Annotated in this window: 17 protein-coding genes and 1 pseudogene; 11 read left to right on the top strand and 7 right to left on the bottom strand. The window is 68.0% G+C overall.

The genetic code is table 11. The annotated features are described in order from the left end of the window. Nucleotides 1-3 precede the first annotated feature (3 nt). The 3 genes from ACZK1G_RS06430 to ACZK1G_RS06440 all read right to left on the bottom strand — a co-directional run bounded on the left by ACZK1G_RS06430 (nucleotide 4) and on the right by ACZK1G_RS06440 (nucleotide 4726). Nucleotides 4-1677, bottom strand: a complete 1674-nt coding sequence (locus ACZK1G_RS06430) for an MFS transporter (RefSeq protein ID WP_101765167.1) — start codon at nucleotides 1675-1677, stop codon at nucleotides 4-6. After that, the gene (locus ACZK1G_RS06435) at nucleotides 1677-2243 is read right to left on the bottom strand and encodes a TetR/AcrR family transcriptional regulator (RefSeq protein WP_010483118.1); all 567 of its coding nucleotides are present in this window, start codon (nucleotides 2241-2243) and stop codon (nucleotides 1677-1679) included. The genes ACZK1G_RS06430 and ACZK1G_RS06435 overlap by 1 nt, the downstream gene beginning before the upstream one ends. Before the next feature lie 278 nt (nucleotides 2244-2521). After that, a complete protein-coding gene (locus ACZK1G_RS06440) occupies nucleotides 2522-4726 on the bottom strand; it encodes a TonB-dependent receptor (RefSeq protein ID WP_101765168.1) in 2205 nt (734 codons plus the stop codon). Between the two features lie 135 nt (nucleotides 4727-4861). Between ACZK1G_RS06440 and ACZK1G_RS06445 the strand changes: the two genes are divergently transcribed. Both ACZK1G_RS06445 and ACZK1G_RS06450 read left to right on the top strand, forming a co-directional pair. Then, entirely contained in the window at nucleotides 4862-5275 is a 414-nt protein-coding gene (locus ACZK1G_RS06445; protein WP_008264835.1) for a MerC domain-containing protein, read from the top strand. Between the two features lie 110 nt (nucleotides 5276-5385). Then, the gene (locus ACZK1G_RS06450; protein WP_004150462.1) at nucleotides 5386-5565 is read left to right on the top strand and encodes a 30S ribosomal protein THX; all 180 of its coding nucleotides are present in this window, start codon (nucleotides 5386-5388) and stop codon (nucleotides 5563-5565) included. Nucleotides 5566-5696: 131 nt separating this feature from the next. On the opposite strand, the gene ACZK1G_RS06455 is transcribed toward ACZK1G_RS06450, so the two are convergent. From ACZK1G_RS06455 to ACZK1G_RS06465, 3 genes are all read right to left on the bottom strand, one after another. Continuing rightward, the gene (locus ACZK1G_RS06455) at nucleotides 5697-6947 is read right to left on the bottom strand and encodes an alkaline phosphatase family protein (protein WP_101765169.1); all 1251 of its coding nucleotides are present in this window, start codon (nucleotides 6945-6947) and stop codon (nucleotides 5697-5699) included. Nucleotides 6948-7451: 504 nt separating this feature from the next. After that, entirely contained in the window at nucleotides 7452-7943 is a 492-nt protein-coding gene (locus tag ACZK1G_RS06460; RefSeq protein WP_101765170.1) for a methylated-DNA--[protein]-cysteine S-methyltransferase, read from the bottom strand. Continuing rightward, on the bottom strand, nucleotides 7940-9418 hold the full coding sequence (locus tag ACZK1G_RS06465) for a DNA-3-methyladenine glycosylase 2 family protein (protein ID WP_101765171.1): 1479 nt from the start codon (nucleotides 9416-9418) through the stop codon (nucleotides 7940-7942). The genes ACZK1G_RS06460 and ACZK1G_RS06465 overlap by 4 nt, the downstream gene beginning before the upstream one ends. Before the next feature lie 436 nt (nucleotides 9419-9854). Between ACZK1G_RS06465 and ACZK1G_RS06470 the strand changes: the two genes are divergently transcribed. The 4 genes from ACZK1G_RS06470 to ubiM all read left to right on the top strand — a co-directional run bounded on the left by ACZK1G_RS06470 (nucleotide 9855) and on the right by ubiM (nucleotide 13282). Then, the gene (locus ACZK1G_RS06470; RefSeq protein ID WP_197622192.1) at nucleotides 9855-11018 is read left to right on the top strand and encodes a COG3904 family protein; all 1164 of its coding nucleotides are present in this window, start codon (nucleotides 9855-9857) and stop codon (nucleotides 11016-11018) included. 58 nt (nucleotides 11019-11076) lie between these two features. Continuing rightward, the gene (locus tag ACZK1G_RS06475; protein WP_101765173.1) at nucleotides 11077-11622 is read left to right on the top strand and encodes a DUF4019 domain-containing protein; all 546 of its coding nucleotides are present in this window, start codon (nucleotides 11077-11079) and stop codon (nucleotides 11620-11622) included. 11 nt (nucleotides 11623-11633) lie between these two features. After that, the gene (locus ACZK1G_RS06480; RefSeq protein WP_101765174.1) at nucleotides 11634-12023 is read left to right on the top strand and encodes an MAPEG family protein; all 390 of its coding nucleotides are present in this window, start codon (nucleotides 11634-11636) and stop codon (nucleotides 12021-12023) included. Between the two features lie 80 nt (nucleotides 12024-12103). Next, nucleotides 12104-13282 (top strand): 5-demethoxyubiquinol-8 5-hydroxylase UbiM, encoded by a 1179-nt coding sequence (gene ubiM, locus ACZK1G_RS06485; RefSeq protein WP_049446474.1) that lies wholly within the window; start codon nucleotides 12104-12106, stop codon nucleotides 13280-13282. An 11-nt stretch (nucleotides 13283-13293) separates the two neighbouring features. On the opposite strand, the gene ACZK1G_RS06490 is transcribed toward ubiM, so the two are convergent. Further along, complete coding sequence (locus ACZK1G_RS06490; protein WP_014036469.1) at nucleotides 13294-13515, bottom strand: RNA-binding S4 domain-containing protein; 222 nt, start codon at nucleotides 13513-13515, stop codon at nucleotides 13294-13296. A 266-nt stretch (nucleotides 13516-13781) separates the two neighbouring features. Here ACZK1G_RS06490 and ACZK1G_RS06495 point away from each other — a divergent pair, with 266 nt between their 5' ends. From ACZK1G_RS06495 to ACZK1G_RS06515, 5 genes and pseudogenes are all read left to right on the top strand, one after another. Beyond that, nucleotides 13782-15728 (top strand): DEAD/DEAH box helicase, encoded by a 1947-nt coding sequence (locus tag ACZK1G_RS06495; RefSeq protein ID WP_049446303.1) that lies wholly within the window; start codon nucleotides 13782-13784, stop codon nucleotides 15726-15728. 226 nt (nucleotides 15729-15954) lie between these two features. Further along, nucleotides 15955-18378 (top strand): annotated as a pseudogene (locus ACZK1G_RS06500) (putative bifunctional diguanylate cyclase/phosphodiesterase). Between the two features lie 108 nt (nucleotides 18379-18486). Then, on the top strand, nucleotides 18487-20151 hold the full coding sequence (locus ACZK1G_RS06505) for a sensor domain-containing diguanylate cyclase (RefSeq protein WP_101765176.1): 1665 nt from the start codon (nucleotides 18487-18489) through the stop codon (nucleotides 20149-20151). Between the two features lie 34 nt (nucleotides 20152-20185). Then, nucleotides 20186-20908: a pseudouridine synthase gene (locus ACZK1G_RS06510; protein WP_005408708.1), complete on the top strand. Its 723-nt coding sequence runs from the start codon at nucleotides 20186-20188 to the stop codon at nucleotides 20906-20908. A gap of 135 nt (nucleotides 20909-21043) precedes the next feature. Continuing rightward, nucleotides 21044-22114 (top strand): sensor domain-containing diguanylate cyclase, encoded by a 1071-nt coding sequence (locus tag ACZK1G_RS06515; RefSeq protein ID WP_049446297.1) that lies wholly within the window; start codon nucleotides 21044-21046, stop codon nucleotides 22112-22114. The last annotated feature ends 8 nt before the right edge of the window (nucleotides 22115-22122 follow it).

Genomic DNA, 22122 nt, shown 5'->3' on the forward strand with positions numbered 1-22122 from the left:
GACTCAACGGGGCGCGGCCGGCGTGGCCACAGTGGGAAGGGCGGGGTGGCGCTTGCGCCATTGCTTGAGCACGGCGGTGCGCAGCGTCAGCAGCAGCAACCAGCACAGGAAGCCGATCGCCAGCCAGCCGCTCAGCGTGAACACATCATTGAAGCCGCGCACGTTGGCTTCGCGGCGCGCGGTCTGCGCCAGCTGCGCGCTACCCTGCGCGCTGCGCAGCACCGGGTCGGTGATCTGCGCGCTGTACAGCTGCTGCTGGAGGCGCAGGCGTTGTGCCACCACCGGATCGGCCGGGTCGAGCTGGCTGGTCAGCGCGCTGGAATACAGCTGCTCGCGATGCAGCTGGAAGGTGCCCAGCACCGCCGAACCGGCAAGGCCGCCCAGGGTCTGCGTGATCGACAGTGTCACCAGGAAGGTGATCATGTGGTCCACGCCCTGTTTCAACGCGGCGGAGATGCCGAGCATGATCAGCGGGCCCATGAACATGCCGGCACCGACCGAGGCCAGGAACTGGCTGGCGTAGAAGTCGTGCGGCCGGTCCAGGCTGGTGCGGTGCTGGTCGAAGAACGCGGCGGCGCCCAGCAGCAGGATCGCCATCAACAGCTGCGCGATCAGCCGTTTCGGGCCGAAGGTCAGCGAGGCGCCGGCGATGCCGACGATCACCCCGGCCAGGATCACCACGAACAGCGGCCGCATCTGGTCCGGCCCCATGCCCAGCGTGCGCATCAGGTTGACCACGCCGTAGGACTGTTCGGTGGTGAGGAAGCGGATCAGGAAGGCGCCGACGATGAAATGCAGCACCGGCAGTGTCGACAGCCAGCGGATCTGCAGCAGCGGATTGCGCCGGTAGTGTTCGATGATCAGTGCGACGGTGGTCAGCGCGATCGAGGCGATCAGCGCCCAGCCCAGCCACGGCGTATTGAGCCACCAGCGCGTATAGCCCTGCGCCAGCACGATCACCAGCAGCGCGACCGCCGGCGCAAGCAGGGCGAAGGTGAGGAAGTCCAATGGCTCGAAGGCCTTCACCTGGATGCCCGGCGGCAGCTTCAGCAGCACCACCGCCGCGAACGCGCACAGGGCCAGGCCGGCTTCGAATGAGTACAGCTGGTGCCACTGACCGGTATCAACCAGGCCCGGCGATACGATCCAGGCAATCGGCACCGCCAGCTGCGAGAGGCCGACACCGATCACCAGCAGGTTGCCGGTGAACCGCCGTGGCAGCGCCTGCAGCATGTACAGCGTGCCCAGCGTCGAACAGGCCGCGCCAGCGAAGCCGCTGGCAGCACGGGTCAGCATCGTGGTCTCGAAGCTGCCGACGAACAGGTGCAGCACCGCCAGCGCCGCATACAGGCCCAGTCCGATCTCCGCGAACAGGCGGATGCCGTACTGCTGGCGGAATTTGAAGGCCAGCAGGTTGGCGGTGACATTCACCATCGCATACGCGGCCACCAGCCAGCTGCCCTGGGTCGGAGTGAGTGCGAGCTGGCCCTGCAGGAACGGCAGGTTGGCGGTGACCAGCGCATTGCCGAGGCCGCCGGTGATCGCCACCAGCAGCGACACCAGGGCATAGGCCACGCGTCGATAGGGCGGATGCCAGGGCATCGATGCCGAACCGGGCATGGTCGGCTTTTCGTGCTCCTCCCAATCCGGAACCGGCTTCAGATACGGCTGGACCATCAGCGGGCCTCGCTGGTTGCTCCCTGGAGACCCCCGCGCAGCAGCTGCAGGGCGCGCCCGGCCAGGTGGGCGCGCTCGTCGCGGGTCTTGCCGCGCAGGGCCGCGCCCAGCATGCCCGAGATCAGTGAAATATCCGTCTTCTCCAGGTCGGCACGGCACAGGCCGGCGGCCTTGGCGCGGGCGATCGGCGCTTCCAGCAGGTCGCGCACGGTCTCGCGCGCGGTGCGCATGGCCGGCACGTCCGAATCGACCGCGCGCCAGTAATCGGCCAGCGCCGGCGAATCGATGATGCGCTGGGCCATGCCCTCGAACACCTCGAACAGGGCGTCGTCGCGGTCGCCCAACTGTTCGACCTGGCGCCGGATACGGTCGACCGTACGCTGCAGCAGCGCCTGGATCAGCGCGGTGCGGTCGGGGAAGTTGCGGTACAGGGTGGCGCGGCCCACCTGGGCGCGTTCGACCACCAGGTCCAGCGGGGCGGTGACGCCATGTTGGCCGAACACATGATCGGCGGCGTCGAGGATGAGGGCACGGCGGGCAGCAGCATCGGCACGTTGAGCGGTCATGGAATTATTTTCGGACAAAAGTGTCCGTTTGGCGAGACTTTGAGTGACGGGATTGTCCGGTTGTTGTCGTACGCACATCTTTGTGACGGATGTGTGATGGCGTGGGGCGAAATGAAAACGGGGGCCCGAAGGCCCCCGCTGCGTACATGTGGAAGGAGTGGCAAGGAGATCCACGCCATGCGTGGTCTCAAGGCGGGGGGCAGAGCCCATTCCTGCGGAATGGGATCCGACCCCAGGCGTGGTGCAGTAGATCCACGCCATGCGTGGATGGAGGATAGTCAGAAGAACGCGCGGATGCCGAATGCGACGCCGCGGCCCGGCAGCGGCGAGTAGTCGCGCAGCAGCGAGGTATGCGGGCGCACTTCGCGGTTGGTCAGGTTGCTGCCATCCAGGAACACCTCGTAGCTGTTGCTCGCGTTGCGGTCCCAACGGTAGGCCAGGTGCGCATCGACCAAGGTGTAGCCGTCGCTCGGTTCCTCGTTCTGGGCGACGTCCTTCTGGCGGCTGTAACGCACCGCACCGACCGAGGCGCGCCAGCCGTCCTTCGACCAGCGCAGGTCGGCGCCGACGCGGGCCGGAGCGATACGTGGCAGGTAGCCGGTATTGGCCAGTTCCACCGAGTAGTTGTGGTTGTGGTCGCCATGCGGCACGGCGATGTCCAGGTTGCGGCTGCCGCTGCCATCCAGCTTGGCCTTCACGTAGTCGCCGAACAGGCGCAGGTCCCAGTCACCGGCGCCGCCTTCGAACAGGTGCACCAGCGCTTCGGCCTCGGCGCCGCGGAACACCGCGTCCTGCTGGGTCCAGGCGCGGACCGGCAGGCTCTCGGTGACGCCGGTGTCGGCCAGGTAGATGAAGTCCTTGAATTTGGTCTGGTAGACCGACGCGGAGAAGTCCAGGCGATCACTGTGGGTATGGATGCCAAGCTCGATGCGCTGGCCGCGCTCGGTCTTCAGGTTGGCGTCGCCGATTTCCAGCGAACGGGTGGCGATGTGCGCGCCGGCGGCGTACAGCTCTTCGTTGGTCGGTGCACGCTCGGAGCTGTCCACGCCGATGCGCAGGTCAACGGCATCGTTGAGCTTCCAGATGCCGGCGGCAGACAGGTTGGTAGCGCCGAAGGTGCGGCGGCGGTAGTCACCGGTCGGGTCCAGCTTGACCTGGTCGTGGCGGCCGCCCAGTTCCAGCTTGAACGGGCCGAACTGCTTTTCCTGCAGCACGAACAGGCCGATGTTCTTCGTGCCGGTATCCGGTACGAACGCCTCTTCACCCTTGGCGCCGAAATCACTGTTGCCGAACTGCAGGCCGAAGGCACCGTCCCAGCCGCCGATCTGCTGCTGCACGGCTTCGAGGCGCGCCTCGATGCCACGGTTGGTGAAGCGGGTGGACGGCGTGCCGGCCTCCAGCTCCACGTGCTCGTAGTCGGTGTAGGCCACGCGTGCGTTGATGTTCTTCAGGAACGAGACCGGGTTGTAGATGCCGGCCTTGGTCTCGAAGCGGTTCTGCACCATGTCGATGCGCACATCATGCTCGTCGCCGCCTTCCTCTTCATCGCCATGGTCGTGGCCGTGATCATGGCCATGATCATCACCATCGGCATGCACGTGCGCGCCATTGGGAATGCCGTAGTTGGTGCGGTAGGTGCTGGCCGATACGCCGAAGTAGCCGCCGTCGCCGAGCCACGTTGCGCCGACACCGCCGGCGCGGGTGCGGATCGAGCTGTTGTCCAGGCGGCCACGGCGCGGCTCTTCGCCCTCGGCCGCATCATGGTCGTGATCGTGGTCATGGTGGTCTTCAAGACTGTCGATCACCGCGTAGCCGGGAATGCGGTAGTCGTCGCCGTTGCGGACGAGGCCATCCACGTGCAGCACGACATTGCCGCTGACGCCGTCGAGGCGGAACATGCCGCTGCGTTCGTTGTTCACCGAATTGCCACGCAGCTCGGCGCGGCCGCTGAGCGGGCGCTCCGGCAGCTCGCGCGCGATGCGGCCATCGACCACATTGACTGCACCACCGATGGCGCCGCTGCCGAACAGCAGCGTGGCCGGACCCTTCAGCACTTCGATCTGGTCGGCCAGGAACGGCTCGATGCTGGTGGCATGGTCGGCGCTGACCGTGGAGGCGTCCATGTTGCCCATGCCGTTGGACAGCACGGCCACGCGCGGGCCTTCCTGGCCGCGGATGATCGGGCGGCCGACACCGGGGCCGAAGAAGGTGCTCTGCACGCCGGGCAGCTTGGCCACGGTATCGCCCAGGGTGCCGGCCTTCTGCTCGTCCAGGCGCTCACCGGCCAGCACGTCCACCGGGCGCGCCAGGGATTCGGCATCGCCCTGCAGCGGCGACGCGGTGACCTGCACCGACGACAGCTCGGTCAGGTGGCGGTCACGATGGGAGGTGTCCTGACCGGCTGCAAAGGCAACGGACGGCAGCAGGGCGGCGAGGGCCAGGGCCAGGGAATGCGGCTTGAGCCGAGGGGTGTGGGCGGGCATGGGCAGGTCCTTTGTTACAATGTATCAATCACGGGGCGCACGAATCCCGTCGACGGGACAGGGGGAGGGAAACCGTGCGGGTCGGAGAGGGATGTTATATTATTCCATAACGATTCGCCGACCCTGCTGGAAGTCATGTCCCTGTCCTCACGCCTGCGCCACCTGCTCGACCGTTTCGGTGCCACTGGTTCGATGCTGTGCGCAGTGCACTGCGCGGTGATCCCCGTGCTGCTGGCGGCGGCGCCGTCGCTGGGCCTGTCGTTCTGGCTGAGCGATGGCGTGGAACAGGCGCTGGTGGTGTTCGTGACCCTGCTCGGGCTGTTCAGCCTGGTCTGGGGCTATCGCCGCCACGGTGCGCTGCGCGCGCTCGGCTTCCTGATCCCCGGTCTGGTCGCGCTGTGGGCCGGCGTGCTGTACGACCCGCTGCACCACAATGCGGTGCCACATGCGGTGGTGATGACCATCGGCGGCCTGCTGGTGGGCGTTGCCCACCTGGTCAACCTGCGCCTCAACCACGGCCACGTGCACGACGCAAGCTGCGCGCACTAGGCCCGCCGTGATAGGATTTCCGATCGTGCGCGGGGGCGCCCAGCAAGGCGGCCCCGCCGAACCCGTGTCAGTACGGGGTAACCAGATTTCACACTTGAGGAGTTGAAGACATGGGTAAGGGTGACCGCAAGACCGCCAAGGGCAAGCGCTACAACGCCAGCTACGGCAACGCCCGTTCGCACACCGCGAGCAAGGTCGCCGTAGGCGCCGCCGCCCCGGTTGCCAAGAAGACCGTGGCCAAGGCTCCGGCGAAGAAGGCTGTGGCGAAGAAGGCCGTCGCCAAGGCCTGATCCGGCCGACCGACCGGTCCAAGGAAAACGCGGCGCCTGGCGCCGCGTTTTTTTATGCACGTTCTTGTAGAGCCGAGCCCATGCTCGGCTGGCGCAATGCAGCCGAGCATGGGCTCGGCTCTACAGGAGCGTCAGCGCAGCGTCTTCTTCAGCGTCTCCGCATTGCCGTCGTTCGGCGCGGCCGGCACCTGCAGCAGGTGGGCCAGCAGCGGGTAGACGTCGACATTGTCGAAGCCGTCGATCACCAGGCCCTGGCGGAACGATGGGCCGCTGGCCACGAACACCGCACGCATCGACGGCAGGGCATTGTCGTAACCGTGCGAGCCCCGGTCCTGGTGGACGCGCTTGGCGAGCTTCTGCTGGTGCAGCGCGTCCCAGCCTTCATCCATGTTGCAGATGATGGCCGGAATGCGCGGGTGGGTGCCGTAGTGCCAGCGTGCCGGCAGGTTCTCCTTCTTCCAGCACTCATAGTGCGCGTGGCGGCCGAGCAGGGCACGTTCGGCCTCCGCCTCACGACCGGCCACTGGCGCGAAGCCCACCGACTGGCCCTGGCTGACATTGCGTGCGATGGCCGGATCGACCATCGATTCGGTGGAAATCACCTGGCTTTCAGGCACCGATGCCATGCCGTGGTCGGATACCACGATCACATTGGTGGTGGCGGCCAGGCCGCGTTGCTGCAGGCCGTCGAGCACTTGGCCGACGATCAGATCGGCGCGTACGATCGCGTCGGCGTACTGCTTCGACCCGGGGCCGTAGTTGTGGCCGGCCTTGTCCACGTGCTCCATGTACAGCGTGGTCAGGCGGGGAGCATCGGCATCGGTCTGTGCCAGCCAGTCGAGCACGATGCCCGCGCGCTGCTCCAGCGGTTCCTTGCCGTCGTAGACGCGCCACTGGCTGGGGCGCACACCCTGGATTTCCGATTCACTGCCGGGCCACGACGTGGTGGCAGTGCGCACGCCGGCATTTTCCGCACCGACCCAGATCGGTTCACCCCCCCACCAGCGGCTGTCGGTCACCGCTTCACGGTTGCCCAGTTCGAAGCGGCCGAGGGCTGCGTCGTCCATGCTGTTGTTGACGATGCCGTGGTGATCCGGACGCAGGCCGGTGACGATCGTGTAGTGGTTGGGGAAGGTCAGGGAAGGATAAGACGGCGTCATCCAGCGGGCGCGCACGCCGCCGTCGATCATCCGCTGCAGGTTCGGGGTGATCCCGCGGTCCAGCGCATCGGCGCGCAGGCCGTCGATGGAGATCAGCAGCAGCTTCGGCGGCGTAGCCGCGGCGACGGACGTGGGAACGGAGGCGGTAGGGGCGGGCGCAGTGGTGCAGGCAGCCAATGGCAGCAGCAGCGCCAGCGAACAGGTCAGGCGTACGGAAGTCATCTGCTCATGATAAGCCGGTGCAATGACGTACCAAAGACACGCCGCGCTATCGCGCGCCGTGTCCGCGCATTTTTCCTTATCCCCGCGCCGTCGGCGCGCCCCCTTGAACAACAAGGGGGCTTTCCACCAGACAGATTCCAGATGTCTCCATCCACGCATCGTATGGATCTACCGTGTCGACCAAGGTCGACACCTACCAGCGGCCGCGCAGTACGCCGTCCCGGCAGATCGCAGGAATCTGTCGAAGGCGGGGTGGGTCCGGTTGCGGGGGTGTCCGCGGCATGGATGCCGCGGCCGAGCCCCCAAGGGTGAGGGCGCTTTGCTTGCGAAGCACTGCTTCGCAAGCGCCCGAACGCCCAGCCGCCAGCGGCTGGGCTGGACCGCGGAGCGGGGTTTACGGCGTCCCCCGCAACTGGACCCACCGCGCCATCCCACGGAATGCTGCTGTTGCTTCGGCTGTTGCCGTTGCCTCTGCGGATGCCGGGCGCAGCCCGGCCAGCCCTCTCAGGCGAACAGCGGGGCCTGGCGCTGTTCCAGCCGCAGTAGCGCGGCCTTGGTTTCCAGGCCGCCACCGAAGCCGGTCAGCGCGCCATTGCTGCCGATCACGCGGTGGCAGGGCAGGATGATCGGCAACGGGTTGCGGCCATTGGCCGCGCCCACCGCGCGGGTCGCGCTGGGTTGTCCCAGGTGCTGCGCCAGCTGCAGGTAGCTCCAGGTCTGGCCGAACGGAATCAGTGCCAGCGCCTGCCACACGCGCAGCTGGAACGGCGTACCACGCGGCGCCAGCACAAGGTCAAAGCGGTTGCGCTCGCCGTGCAGGAACTGCAGCAGCTGCTCGCGCGCTTCCGGCAATGCATCCGGTGCGTAGTGCCAGTCATCGCGCCCGCGTGCGGGGTGGCGGTTCTCCGGGAACAGCACATGCGAAAGGCCACGCTCGTCGCCGGCGATGGTCAACACGCCGATCGGACTGTCGAAACGATCGAACAACAGGGTCATGTCGGTTCTCCAACGAAAGTGCCGGACAGGTGCCACAGGTGCAGCACGGCATAGGCGCGCCAGGGGCGCCACGGCTGCGAGCGCGCTTCGGTCGCGCGTTCGCTCAGGCGCTGGCCCTGCGCGTGGCCGAGCACCTGCTGCAGTACAAGATCGCCGGCCGGGAAGGCATCGGGCTGGCCGAGGCCACGCAGGGCGATGTACTGCGCGGTCCATGGGCCGATGCCGGGCAGTGCCACGCAGCGGGCAACAAATTCTTCCAGCGCCTGGCCGGGCCCGAAGTCGAGCTGGCCATTGGCGCAGGCGGTGGCCAATGCGCGCACGGTGGCGGCGCGGCTGCGCGGCAGGCCGATCGATTCCAGAGGCGCCTCGGCCAATACCTCGGGTGCCGGGAACTGGCGATCGAAGTCGGACGGCATGCCCGGCAGGTGCGCGCCATAGGCATCGACCAGCCGCCGCGCGAAGGTGGTGGCTGCGGCAACCGTGACCTGCTGGCCGAGCACCGCACGCACGCCGACCTCGAAGCCATCCCAGCCGCCGGGCACGCGCAGCCCGGGGCGCTCGGCGATGCCGCGCGCCAGCAGCGGTTCCTCGCCGAGCGCGGCATGCACCTGCTGCAGGTCGGCATCCAGATCGAACACGCGACGCACGCGGCGCACGATGTCCGGGATCAGGCGCGGATCCACCGCACCCAGCTGCAGGCGCAGCTCCGGGCGCTTCGGGTCTGCAGTGACACGCAGCAGGGTGGGGCGCTCCGGCGTGCCCAGCACGCGCTGGTAGCTGTCTTCGCCGATCAGTTCGATGCCGGGCAGGCTGCGCTTGCGCAGGAACGCGAGCATGCGCGGGAGGTCCAGCGGTGGACGGTAGCCCAGGCGCAGCACCAGGCCGCCATCGTCGGCGGCCAGCGGTTGATGCTGGCGGCGCAGTGCGGTGGGCGCCATGCCGCAACCCTGCAGGAACGCGGTATTGAAACGGCGCAGGCTGTTGTAGCCGGCGGCCAGCGCGACGTCGGTCACCGGTAGCGTGGTCTCGGTCAGCAGTTGCTTGGCCAGCAGCAGGCGATGGGTGGCATGGATCTGCCCCGGCGTTGCGCCCAGATGTTCGACGAACAGGCGCTGCAGCTGGCGCGCGCTGAGGCCGAGCTTCGTTGCAAGATCGGCCACCGGCTGCTCCTGCAGGAAGCCGCCGTGGATCAGGGCCAGGGCGCGCTGCACGGTCTGCCCGGCCAGTGCCTGCTGGGCCTGTGGTGCCAGCTCCGGGCGGCAGCGCAGGCACGGGCGATAGCCGGCGGCGGCGGCGGCAGCGGCGGTCGGGTAGTAGGTGATGTTGCGGGGCTTCGGGGGCGGTGCGGGGCAGACCGGGCGGCAATAGATGCCGGTGCTGCGCACGGCGGTGAAGAACACGCCGTCGAAGCGTGCGTCGCGGGCCAGGCGGGCGCGGTCGCAGGCGGCGGTGTCGAGGGCGAGGGCGGTGTCCATGGCGCCAGTCTAGGCGGGTAAGGGGGGCAATACTCGCCACATTCGGACATGGATGCTGGAGAGGGTACTGGCAGGGCTTGCAGCCCTGCACCCGCAACGTCAACGTCACCGTCAACGTCTCAATCAAAAGCTGGCAGTCCGTGAGATGGCGGGGCGGTGTGGGCTGGCAGGACACGCCGTAAACCCGTCCATGGGGGCTCGATGGCGCCATCCATGGCGCCAACGGTCCTGCCAGCCCACATCGCCCCACCTCTGACAGTTGGTCGCTGCAGTTGGTGGGTGCCGACCGTTGGTCGGCATGCTTTGCTGTTGGTAGGTGTCGATCTTGGTCGACACGCTTTTCGCCCAGGGTCAGAAGGGGTTCAGTGCCACGCGCTGAATGCGCGGCCTGGACGGGTAGACTGTGGCTCTTGCTCCCATCAATCCCGGTTGCCCGATGTCCGCCAAACTCCGCTGGTTGCCCCTGTTGTGCCTGGCCCTGGCGGGCTGCAGTCAGCTGGAGAATCCGGGCAATGTAACTGCTGCCGACAAGGCGGCGAGGGCACCGGCCAGCGATGGCGAGAACATGGTCTCGATCAATGCCGCCGACGCACCGCCACCGCCGGCTCCGCCGCGTAGTCAGGCGGATCGGCCGTGGCCGCAGGCGCAGCTGGAAAATGGTCGTGCCTGGGTCAGCTGCAGCACGGAATATGCCGGTGATGCCGGCGACGGTACCGAGCTGGAAGGCCTGCAGCGCGAGCAGATCACCCAGGCCCTGGCGCCGTGTGCCGAGCGTGGCCTGATGCGCGTGCGTTACGCCGGCAAGATCAACCCGGGCTTCGCCGAAATGATGTGGCGGCTGGCGGTGGTCGCTGACGAGCAGAAGATCCACAAGCGCATCCTCGATCTGGACTCCAGCGGCGGCCAGGTGGAGTCGGCGATCGTTGCCGGTGACAGCATCGGTGAATCGGGCTGGACCATCTGGGTGCGCGAAGGCTCGATCTGCCACAGCGCCTGCGTGTTCGTGCTGGCCGCTGGTGACAACCGCCTGCTGTCGGGCAAGGTCGGCATCCACCGCATGATGCGCATCAGCTCCAAGGCCACCTCGCGCGCGGAACTCAACCGCGAGCTGCACGAGGTCTACGACAACGTGAAGGATTACCTGCAGCGCAATGGCGTGGCGGTGGGCGTGGCCGATCTGATGATGACCGTGCCCAACCGCAGCCTGCGCCTGCTGACGCCGGATGAGCTGCGCCAGTACGGCCTGGATGGCACCAACGCGGTGCAGGACGATCTGGAACGGATCAAGCAGATGCGCGCCTGCGGCGATGACTTCGTGCAGCGCAAGGATGCGTTCCTGATCGCCTTCGACCAGCAGTGCAAGCGCGAAGGCGCCGACATGGAATCGATCAACAGCTGCGGCCAGGCCCTGAAGCAGCGCTTCGGCTTCCCGGATGCGGTATGCCCGGAAGAGAGCCCGCTGTCGGAAATCGATGTGGCGACGCTGCCACCGGCGCCGTCCGAGCCGCCGCCGGTGGCCGAACAGGCCCAGGCCGCAACCGGCACGCAGGCCGCGCAGGCCGACGCCGCAGTGGTGGAAGGCAGCGCCCACGCGCGCTGACGAACGGCTCACCGCGCTGGCGTAGACTGCGGTTCTTTCCCGAGAACCGGCGGTGTCCATGAAGCGCGTGCTCCTGCTGCTGTCCCTGCTGCCCCTGACCGTGTTGGCGCAGACGCCTGCGCCGGCCACGCCTGCACCGGCTCCGGCACGCCCGGCCCCTGCCTCGCCAGCGGCCGCGAAGCCCGCTACCGCCGGTACCCCCGCGTTGACCGCCGCGCAGCAGGCGCAGGTGCAGAAACAGGACGCGGAAATGGGCGCCGCCGCAGTGAAGGCAGCGCAGCTGGTCGATGCCAACCGCGCCGGCGAATTGTGGGATGGCGCTTCGGCCGTCGCACGCCGCGCGGTACCGAAGGCCGCCTTCGTCAGCCAGCTGACCACCGAACGCACGCGCCTGGGGGCGTTGGCCGGGCGTGGCCAACCGACCATCACCCGGGTCAAGTACGGCGCCGGTGCCGCGGTGCCGGAAGGGCTGTACATCAACGTCAGCTTCCCGACCCGTTTCGCCAACAGCGCGCAGCCGGTGCGCGAGCTGGTCTCGTTCCGTTTCGACGAGGACCAGGTGTGGCGCCTGGCCGGTTACAGCCTGCGTGCGTCGGCACCCTGAGGAGATGAACGATGGCAACTGAACTGACGATGCTGGCCTGGTCGGTGCTGCTGGGCTTCGTCTACATCTTCGCCACCTCCACCGTGGTCACCCGCGAGCGCGGGATGAAGTGGAATGCCTCGGCACGGGATGGCGACGCAAAGCCGGTCAGCCCGCTGGCCGGTCGCCTGCAGCGTGCCCAGGCCAACTTCCTGGAAACCTTCCCGTTCTTCGCTGCGGCTGCGATCGCGGTGGTGCTGGCCGGGCGCGGCAACTACACCACGGCGCTGGCCGCGCAGGCCTACTTCTGGGCGCGCGTGGTCTACCTGCCACTGTATGCCGCGGGCGTGCCCTACGTGCGCAGCCTGGTGTGGGCGGTGTCGCTGCTGTCGATCCTGGCGCTGGTGTTCGCGTTGTTGTGATCTCGGCCTGATCCAGATCAAGGCCGGTCAGGTGCGCGGCGCTATGCTGGCCCGGACTGAATCAACGGCAGGAGGCGCGCATGCGCAGGATGGACGTGGTGGTGGTCGGCGCCGGACCGGCAGGTCTGTGCTTCGCGCGCGCGCTGGCCGGCAGCGGTCTGCAGGTCGGGCTGGTTGAAGTGCAGCCGCGCCAGGCCCTGGCCGAGGCCGCCTTCGACGGCCGCGAGATCGCGTTGACCCATGCCTCACGACAGAGCATGGAACAGCTGGGGTTGTGGCAGCGCCTGCCGCACGCCGAAGTCGCTGAACTGCGCGATGCCAAGGTGATGAACGGCGGCTCGCCATTCGCGCTGACCTTCGCCAGCAGCCAGGTCGATGGCCAGCCGCTGGGCTGGCTGGTGCCCAACCATCTGATCCGTCGCGCCGCGTGGGATGCCGTACAGGGCCAGGACGGCCTGGAACTGTTCGACGGGCGCAAGGTGCAGGGCGTGCAGGCCGATGCGCAGGGCCACGTGGTCAAACTCGATGACGGCAGCCAACTGCACGCGCGGCTGCTGGTGGCCGCCGACAGCCGCTTCTCCGCCACTCGCCGCATGCTTGGCATCGGTGCGCAGATGCGCGATTTCGGCAAGTCGATGCTGGTGTGCCGCATGCAGGTCGAGCGCGACCATCACCACACCGCGTGGGAGTGGTTCGGCTACGGCCGCACCATGGCGCTGCTGCCGCTCAACGAGGGCCAGGCGTCGGCGGTGATCACGCTGCCACCGCGGCAGATCGAAGAGCTGCTGGCGATGGACGAGGTGGCGTTCGGTGAGGCCATCAGTGCCTGCTTCGAACACCGCCTGGGCCGGATGCAGCCGGTGGCCACGCCGCAGGCGTATCCGCTGGTGGGTGTGTACGCGCACCGTTTTGTCGGCGAGCGTTCGGCGCTGATCGGTGATGCCGCAGTGGGCATGCATCCGGTCACCGCGCATGGCTTCAACCTGGGCCTGGCCAGCGCACAGCGGCTGGCGCAGGGCATCGTCGCGCAGCAGCGCCGTGGTGCCGACATTGCCGCCGCTGGCATGCTGGCCAGCTACCAGCGCGGTCATCGGCTGGCATCGCGTCCGTTGTACGAAGCCACCAATGCGATCGCCAGCCTGTACACCGACGACCGTCGCCCGGCGCGCCTGCTGCGTGCGGCGGGCCTGCGCCTGGCGCAGGGCGTGGCACCGTTCAGGCAGCTGATCGCCTCGCACCTGACCCAGCGCGTGGCCTGAACAGCTTCAGATCAGCCGGCAGCCAGCACCCGGATCTGGCTGTCGGCGAATTCGACCACCTGGCCTGCGCGGATCTTGCAGGCCTTGCGCAGTTCGACTTCGCCGTCGACCCGTACCTGGCCCTCGCTGATGACCATCTTGGCCTCGCCGCCACTGGTGACCAGGTCGGCCAGCTTGAGCAGCTGCTTGAGTTCGACGTAGTCACCGTCGAGGTCGAATTCGAGAATCTGCATGGAGCGGGGTTCCTGGGAAGAGGGCGCAGGCCAGCGGCCGGGCCGGAAAGAGGGCGCGTATTGTGCGCCAGCACGGGGCAGGACGGCACGCGCACGCAAAGCTGTATGCGTTGTTCAGGATCAATGCGGTATCATTCCGCTCTGAGCGAGTGAAATCTCCTCCGACCGAGCAGCGCCAGGGCACGCGATAAGAAGGGCGCCCAAAGCGCGGACCATCCCTTTTTTATCGCACTGCCAGGAAGACGGCAGTGCCTTCGGAGTTCCCCATGTCCCAAGATTCCCAAGCGCCGCTGCAGTTTGCGCAGCTCGGCCTGTCCGAGTCCGTGATGCAGGCGGTCACCGCCATCGGCTACGAAACCCCGTCGCCGATCCAGGCCGCCACCATCCCGGCGATGCTGGAAGGCCGCGACGTGCTGGGCCAGGCCCAGACCGGTACCGGCAAGACCGCTGCCTTTGCACTGCCGGTACTGTCCAACATCGACCTGCAGCAGATCAAGCCCCAGGCCCTGATCCTGGCGCCGACCCGCGAACTGGCCATCCAGGTCGCCGAGGCGTTCCAGTCCTATTCGTCGAAGATCCCGGGCTTCCGCGTGCTGCCGGTGTACGGCGGCCAGCCGTACGGCCAGCAGCTGTCGGCGCTGCGTCGTGGCGTGCATATCGTGGTCGGTACCCCCGGCCGCGTGATCGACCACCTGGACCGCAGCACCCTGGACCTGTCCGAGCTGAAGACCCTGGTGCTGGACGAAGCCGATGAAATGCTGCGCATGGGCTTCATCGACGACGTCGAAGCCGTGCTGAAGAAGCTGCCGGAGCAGCGCCAGGTGGCCCTGTTCTCGGCCACCATGCCGCCGCAGATCCGCCGCATCGCGCAGACCTACCTGCAGGACCCGGTGGAAGTGACCATCGCGGCCAAGACCACCACCTCGGCCAACATCCGCCAGCGCTACTGGTGGGTGAGCGGCATGCACAAGCTGGACGCGCTGACCCGCATCCTGGAAGTCGAGCCGTTCGACGCGATGATCATCTTCGCGCGTACCAAGGCCGGCACCGAAGAACTGGCCAGCAAGCTGCAGGCCCGTGGCCTGGCCGCTGCCGCCATCAACGGTGACATGCAGCAGGCCCAGCGTGAGCGCACCATCGCCATGCTGAAGGAAGGCAAGCTGGACATCCTGGTCGCCACCGACGTGGCCGCCCGCGGCCTGGACGTGGAGCGCATCAGCCACGTGCTGAACTACGACATCCCGTACGACACCGAAAGCTATGTGCACCGCATCGGCCGTACCGGCCGTGCCGGCCGCAGCGGCGAGGCGATCCTGTTCGCCACCCCGCGCGAGAAGGGCATGCTGCGCCAGATCGAGCGCGCCACCCGCCAGCCGATCGAAGAGATGCAGCTGCCGAGCGTGGAAGCGGTCAACGACACCCGCATCAACAAGTTCACCTCGCGCATCAGCGAAACCCTCGGCGCCGGTGGCCTGGACTTCTACCGCCAGCTGCTGGAGCGTTTCGAGAACGAGCAGAACGTGCCGGCCATCGAAGTGGCTGCCGCGCTGGCCAAGATGCTGCAGGGTGACACCCCGTTCCTGCTGCAGCCGCCGGTGCGTGCCCCGCGTGAAGAGCGCGCACCGCGTGAACGCTTCGACCGTGGCGACCGCCCGGAACGTGGCGATCGCTTCGACCGCAACGAGCGTGGTCCGCGCTTCGAGCGCGGCCCGCGCCGCGACGACGCCGAAGGTGGTTTCGAGCAGCGTCCGCGCCGCGAGGTTCCGCCGCGTGGTGCGCCGGAGCAGGGCATGGAGACCTACCGCATTTCGGTGGGCCACCAGCACGGCGTGAAGCCGGCCAACATCGTCGGCGCCATCGCCAACGAAGCCGGCCTGGAAAGCCGCTTCATCGGCCGCATCGACATCCACGATGACTTCTCGCTGCTGGACCTGCCGGCACAGATGCCGCCGGACGTGCTGTCGCACCTGCAGAAGGTCTGGGTGTCGGGCCAGCAGCTGCAGATGCGTGCGCTGGCTCCGGGTGAAGACACCAACCCGGCCCCGCGTCCGTTCAAGCCGCGCTTCGACAAGCGTGGTCCGGGCGGCCCGGGTGGCCCGCGTCGCGGTGGCCCGGGCGGTCCGGGTGGCCACGGTGGCGAGCGCGGCGGTGACCGCGACAGCCGCCCGCCGCGTCGTGACGGCTTCAAGCCGCGCGGCCCGCGCAGCTACTGAGCGGCAACGTAGCCATGACAACGCCAGCCTTCGGGCTGGCGTTGTCCGTTCCGGGGCCGGAAAAGGGGACGGAGGGGATTAAGTCGTATATGGCAGGCCACGCGCTTATGCCGAAAACGACTTAATCCCCTCCGTCCCCTTTTTCGCATGGTCAACACATTGCCGGTCCTAGGCTGAGCCGGTTCCAAGGGAGGTTGTCACCGCAGCACATTCGGGGGGATCCGGGATGGGTAGGAGTGGCACGGACCAACAGAGCCGGCGGGTACCGATGACCCGCGGCCTGGGACTGCGATTTGCGTTGTTGACGGGCATGGCGATTGGATTGGTCGCACTGTCCGCATTGATCCAGGAACTGCAGGCGGCCTCCACCGCCTGGATCGCCGGCCAGGGCTACTGGTCGCGTGGTCAGCAGGATGCGACCGCCGCACTCAGCCGCTATCTGGCGCGGGGGGATGCCCAGGACCTGGACGACGCACGCCAGGCCCTGCAGGTGCCATTGGGCGATCTGCAGGCGCGGTTGGCGCTGGAACAGGCCGAGCCGGACGAAGCCAAGGCCAGGCAGGGCTTCCTGCAGGGCGGCAACGCGCGCGCCGATATCCCGCGCCTGGTGTTCTCGTTCCGCTATGCGCGCGATATCGGTGCCTTCCGCGAAGCAACCGCGCTGTGGCGGAAGACCGACGGCGACCTGATGGCGGTGCAGCGCCTGATCGATGAGTTGCAGCTGCGGCACGACAGTGGCCCGGTGCCGACCGCCGCGCGTGACCGCTACCTGCAGCAACTGGGTGACCTTGATCGGCGGATGCAGGTGCAGAGCCAGGCGTTCTCGCAGGCGCTGCTGCGGATGGCGACGCTGGTGAGGCTGGCCACGTTGATGGTTGCGGGCCTGTCGGTGCTGGCGATCAGCCTGATGGCGGTCGCGCTGGCGCGTCGCGTCGGCAAGGACCTGACCGAACACGAGAGCCGTTTCCGCGCTGCGTTCTACCAGGCCAACGTCGGCATGCTCAAGCTCGATACCGAAGGCAAGGTGGTCGAGGCCAACCAGGCGATGGCCGATATCCTCGATCACCGTCGTGACATGCTGCTGCAGCTGTAACTGGGCGACCTGCTGATGGACGGTGAACTGGTCATCGATGGGGTGGGGCGCATCGATTGGGACCGCCAGCTGCGGCCGAGCGAACTGCGCTTCCGCCGTCGCGATGGCAGCCTGGTCTGGGGCCGCTGGAGCGGCACCGGCGTGCGCAGCACCGGCGGTGGCCTGTCGGTGTTCGCGATCATCGAGGACGTCAGCCAGAACCATGCACTGGCGCGCGAGATCGAACACCACGCCAGCCATGATCCGCTGACCGGCCTGATCAACCGCCGCGAGATCGAGCGGCTGCTGGAGCGCGCGCTGCTGCAGGTGCGCAGCGAGGGCGGCACGCACGCGCTGTGCTACATCAACCTGGACCATTTCAAGCTGGTCAACGACAGCTTCGGCCACGCCGCCGGCGACCAGATGCTGCGCAGCTTCGCCGACTATCTGGTGGCGGCGGTGCGCGATGGCGACTGGGTGGGACGGCTGGGCGCGGACGAGTTCGCGGTGTTCCTTGCCCATGCCGGGCAGGACGAGGCCAAGCGCGTGCTGCAGCGGGTGATCCGCAACCTGGGCCAGGCGACGTTCCCGGTCAGCGAGGGCAGCCCGCAGCTGAGCTGCAGCATCGGCGTGGTCGAGGACAGCGCCGAGGCACCGGATGTGAACTGGCTGATGAGCGCCGCTGACAGCGCGTGCTATGCGGCCAAGCAGGCCGGCCGCAACCGCGTGCACTGCTTCAACGAGAACCGCATGGCGCTGGAGGAACGGCGCCTGGAAGCCGAACGCCTGCAGGGCGTCAGCCTGGCCATGGCCGAGAACCGCATGGTGCTGTATGCGCAGCGCATCGCCCGCGTCGGCGATCCCGCGTACCTGCACTATGAGGTGCTGGTGCGCATGCGTGGCAGCGATGGCAGCCTGCACCTGCCGGGCCAGTTCATGCCGGCGGTGGAGCGCTATGGCATGGCCGTGGCGCTGGACCGGCACGTGCTCGGCCTGCTGTTCCGGCATCTGCAGGTGTGCCCGGCACACGTCCGGCAGCTGGGCCTGTGCAACGTCAACGTCTCGGCGCAGTCGATCGCCGAGCCGGGCTTCCTCGCCTTCGTCTGCGACCTGCTGGAGCGCAACCGCGCAGTGGCCTCCAAGCTGTGCTTCGAAATCACCGAGACCGCTGCGATCAGCAACCTCAGCCAGGCGCGTGCCTTCATCGATGCGGTGAAGGCGCGTGGCTGCCGGATGGCGTTGGACGATTTCGGCTCCGGGCTGTCCTCGTTCGGCTACCTGCGCCAGCTGCCGGCCGACATCCTGAAGATCGACGGGGCCTTCGTGCGTGACATGGATACCGATCCGGTCAGCCACGCCACCGTGCGCGCGATCACTGAACTGGGGCGCGAGCTGCAGATGGAGGTGGTGGCCGAATGGGTGGAGACCGCCGACGTCGCCGCCGCGCTGACCCGGCTCGGGGTGCAGGGCCTGCAGGGCTACGCGGTCGAGCGGCCGCAACCGCTGGAGCGGATGACCCTGGCCGATCTGCGGCCGGTGCGCCTGGTGGCGGTGAAAGGTCCGCCCGCCGCTGGCTGAATGCCCGTCGGCGACTTTGGTCTACACGTGCGCTGCCGCCGCGGCTGCGATAATGCCGGCAGGGGCGACGCGCAGTGGGCGCGGGCGTAAGCAGGAACAGGGCGTGGCGTGGGCGGCAGGCAGTGGCAGTACGGAACAGGGGTGGTGCTGGTCGTGCTGCTGGTGTGGTTGGCAACGCCGTGGCCGCTTTCGGCGGCCGTAGCCGAAGCCGGGCGTGATTACCTGCTGGTCGGTGCGGCCACCAATGAACCCACCCCGCATCGCGCATGCACGCCGGAGATGCTGGCGGGGCCACGGCAACAGGTACAGGTGTCGGCGCCAGCGGGCGGCTGGTCGGGCCAGCCGCAGGCCCTGGACGTGTTCAATGTGTTTGCCGGCGAAGTGCGCGTGCAGCACGGTGATCGCGAAATCTGCGGCAACATGCACGATGCCCGTACCCGTGATTCCCGGTTCCGCGCAGGCATCGGCCTGGTCGCGGTGCCGCCGGCGGGCAGCCATGAACCGTTCCTGGTGTCATGGCAGACGCCGCTGAAGGCGCGCTGGGTACCGACCCTGCGGCTGGGGGCGCCCAGTCCCGTGCAGCAGAACGATACCGCCCGTCTGCTGGTGCGCGCGGCCTGCATCGCCGTGGCGATCGCGCTGGCGTTGTCGGCCCTGATGGCCTTCCTCACCACCCGCGACCGCAGCTTCCTGGTCTACATCGCCGGTACCGCCGTGCTGGTGCTGTGGCAGGCCATCCTCGGTGGCCTCAGCGGCTACCCGGAGCCGTGGCTGCCGGTGGGCGAGCGCGGTGCCTGGTGGCTGCTGTCGTTGACCGCGGCGTCGCAGGCATTGGTGCTGCCGGCACTGTGGCGTCTGAACGGTGGCGACCGCCTGCTGCCGCGATCGCGCCCGGTGCAGCTGCTGGCGCTGTGGGGATTGCTGGCGCTGGCCGCATGGGTGCCCTGGCTGCAGTGGAACAGCCTGGCCTGGGTGGCGCAGGGCCTGCAGGTCTCCTACCTGCTGGGCTGTGGCCTGGCATTGATGGTCGGGGTATGGGCACGGCTGCGCGGTGACCGCTGGGCGCAGGCGGGGCTGGCAGCGCTGGCACCGATGCTGGTGTTGATCCTGGCCGATGCCTGCCGCGCTACGTGGTTGCTGGAGTACCGCGTGGAGGCACTGCAGCTGTCGGTGACCTGGCTGCTGATGATGGCCGCCTATGCGCTGAACCAGCGGCTGGGCCGCCTGCGACAGCAGCGCGATGAACTGCGCCAGCTGGCCGAGACCGATGGCCTGACCGGCCTGCCCAACCGCCGTGCCGGGCTGCAGCAGCTGGCCCGGCATCTGGAACGGGTCGATCGCGAGCGCGGTCCGCTGGTGATCGGCTTCCTCGACATCGACCTGTTCAAGGACATCAATGACCGCCATGGCCACGCCGTGGGCGACCAGGTGCTGGTGGCGGTGGCACGTGCATTGCGCGCTGCGGTCCGCAGCCAGGACCAGGTGGTGCGGATGGGCGGCGAGGAGTTCCTGCTGCTGATGCCGGGCATGCCGCGCGAGGCGGCGTCGGCACGCCTGGATCGCCTGCGCCAGCACATCACCGAAGCAGGCCGGGTGCTGCAGGTACCCGGCCTGGAAGTGACCGCCAGCATCGGCCTGGCGCAGTGGCGGCCGGGCGAGGACGACCTGGCTGCGCTGTTGCGCCGGGCCGACCACGCCATGTACGTGGCCAAGCGTGCCGGCCGCAACCGGGTATTCGACGGCGAAGAGCTCGATCCCCCCGGCCTGGCATGAAGCGCTGCGGGCGGCGATGCCGGATAATAGGGCGATGACCACCCGACTCAACAAACATATCGCCGACACCGGCTTCTGCTCCCGCCGCGAGGCCGATCGCCTGATCGCCGCCCGCCGGGTCACCGTCAACGGCCATCCGGCCGGCACCGGCGCGGTGGTGGGCGAGGAAGACCAGGTGCTGGTCGACGGCCAGCCGCTGCGCGCGCGCGTGGCCCGCAAGCCCGGCGCCCGCCGCCACGTCTACATCGCGCTGAACAAGCCGGTCGGCGTCACCTGCACGACCGAGACGTCGGTCAAGGGCAACATCGTCGACTTCGTCGGCCATGAACAGCGCATCTTCCCGATCGGGCGCCTGGACAAGGAATCCGAAGGCCTGATCCTGATGACCAGCAACGGCGACATCGTCAACCAGATCCTGCGTGCCGAGAACGGCCACCAGAAGGAGTACCTGGTAGCGGTGAACAAGCCGGTCACCGACGAGTTCCTGCGTGGCATGGCCCGTGGCGTCCGCATCCACGACCAGATGACGCTGCCGTGCAAGACCTCGCGCATCGCCAAGTTCGGTTTCCGCATCACCCTGCAGCAGGGCCTGAACCGGCAGATCCGCCTGATGGCGGCCGAGTTCGGCTATCGGGTGACCCAGCTGCGCCGCGTGCGCATCGACAACATCAAGATCGGCGCGTTGAAGCCGGGCCAGTGGCGCAACCTGACCGAGCAGGAGCTGCAGGGCCTGCTGCCGAAGCAGCTGGACTGGTAAGTGCCGGCCGCTGGCCGGCTGCAATGGGCGTGCGATGGACCCGGGATGCCGGCCAGCGGCCGGCACTGCCCGTTGTGCGGATTGCGCGCCGGCATCGGCTAGACTTCGCGGTGACCTGCCGGAACGTGACGCTGCATGATCAAGCCCGACAAGCCTGCCAATGAAGCCCTTCGGCTTGAGGCGCTGTACCGCTACCGGATCCTCGATTCGGAGCGTGAAAAATCCTTCGACGACCTGGTGGTGATCGCCAAGGCGGTCTGCGGCACCTCGATGGCGGCGGTGACCCTGATCGATGTCGAGCGGCAATGGTTCAAGTCGATCCAGGGCATCGATGCGGCAGAAAACCTGCGCAGCGAATCGATGTGCGGCCACGCGATCCTGCAACCGCAGCAGGTCATGGTGGTCGAGGATGCGCTGCAGGACATCCGCTTCCACGACAACCCGGTGGTGGTGGGCGACCCGCACATCCGCTTCTATGCGGGCGCGCCACTGATCAGTTCAGATGGCCTGCCGCTGGGCACGCTGTGCGTATTCGATGCGCAGCCACAGCACCTGGCCAGCGACAAGGCCGAAGCGCTGGCGGCGCTGTCGCGGCAGGTGATGCTGGTGATGGAACTGCGCCGTTTCGCGCTCGACATCCAGAAGCACATGCTGGAGCGCGATGACTACGAGCGCCTGCTGTCGGAGTACCAGGACGTGCTGCTGGCGCAGAATGCGGACCTGGCCGAGCAGAGCCGCACCGATGCGTTGACCGGCCTGCCGAACCGCCGTGCGATGGCGGCGGCGCTGGAAGAGGCGGTGGCGGTGAACGGAGACCAGCCCGGTGTGGCCTGCGTCGCACTGCTGGACATCGACCATTTCAAGCACATCAACGATTTCCAGGGCCACGCCACCGGCGACCGCGTGCTGGCCGAACTGGGCGTGCTGCTGCGTTCCCATTTCGCCGGTCGCGGCATGGCCGCGCGCTATGGTGGCGAGGAATTCGTGGCGGTGATGCCGGCTACCGACCTGCACACCGCCGAACTGCAGTGCGAGTTCCTGCGCCTGGCGGTGGCTGACCTGCCGCTGGGATTCCCGGTCACGATCAGTATTGGTGTGGCCCAGCATCAGCCTGGTGAAAGCGTGGATGACACGCTGGCACGTGCCGACAAGGCGCTGTACCGGGCCAAGGGCAATGGCCGCAACCGGGTGGAACGGGCGGGCTGAAGCACCCC

Source organism: Stenotrophomonas sp. 109824_Sma, from assembly GCF_056480025.1.

Coding starts and splice junctions, on each gene's coding strand:
- ACZK1G_RS06475 (WP_101765173.1), top strand. CDS start 11,077: ATGAAGCGCGTGCTCCTGCTGCTGTCCCTGCTGCCCCTGACCGTGTTG.
- ACZK1G_RS06495 (WP_049446303.1), top strand. CDS start 13,782: ATGTCCCAAGATTCCCAAGCGCCGCTGCAGTTTGCGCAGCTCGGCCTG.
- ACZK1G_RS06440 (WP_101765168.1), bottom strand. CDS start 4,726: ATGCCCGCCCACACCCCTCGGCTCAAGCCGCATTCCCTGGCCCTGGCC.
- ubiM (WP_049446474.1), top strand. CDS start 12,104: ATGCGCAGGATGGACGTGGTGGTGGTCGGCGCCGGACCGGCAGGTCTG.
- ACZK1G_RS06510 (WP_005408708.1), top strand. CDS start 20,186: ATGACCACCCGACTCAACAAACATATCGCCGACACCGGCTTCTGCTCC.
- ACZK1G_RS06430 (WP_101765167.1), bottom strand. CDS start 1,677: ATGGTCCAGCCGTATCTGAAGCCGGTTCCGGATTGGGAGGAGCACGAA.
- ACZK1G_RS06515 (WP_049446297.1), top strand. CDS start 21,044: ATGATCAAGCCCGACAAGCCTGCCAATGAAGCCCTTCGGCTTGAGGCG.
- ACZK1G_RS06455 (WP_101765169.1), bottom strand. CDS start 6,947: ATGACTTCCGTACGCCTGACCTGTTCGCTGGCGCTGCTGCTGCCATTG.
- ACZK1G_RS06460 (WP_101765170.1), bottom strand. CDS start 7,943: ATGACCCTGTTGTTCGATCGTTTCGACAGTCCGATCGGCGTGTTGACC.
- ACZK1G_RS06445 (WP_008264835.1), top strand. CDS start 4,862: ATGTCCCTGTCCTCACGCCTGCGCCACCTGCTCGACCGTTTCGGTGCC.
- ACZK1G_RS06465 (WP_101765171.1), bottom strand. CDS start 9,418: ATGGACACCGCCCTCGCCCTCGACACCGCCGCCTGCGACCGCGCCCGC.
- ACZK1G_RS06470 (WP_197622192.1), top strand. CDS start 9,855: ATGTCCGCCAAACTCCGCTGGTTGCCCCTGTTGTGCCTGGCCCTGGCG.
- ACZK1G_RS06450 (WP_004150462.1), top strand. CDS start 5,386: ATGGGTAAGGGTGACCGCAAGACCGCCAAGGGCAAGCGCTACAACGCC.
- ACZK1G_RS06435 (WP_010483118.1), bottom strand. CDS start 2,243: ATGACCGCTCAACGTGCCGATGCTGCTGCCCGCCGTGCCCTCATCCTC.
- ACZK1G_RS06490 (WP_014036469.1), bottom strand. CDS start 13,515: ATGCAGATTCTCGAATTCGACCTCGACGGTGACTACGTCGAACTCAAG.
- ACZK1G_RS06480 (WP_101765174.1), top strand. CDS start 11,634: ATGGCAACTGAACTGACGATGCTGGCCTGGTCGGTGCTGCTGGGCTTC.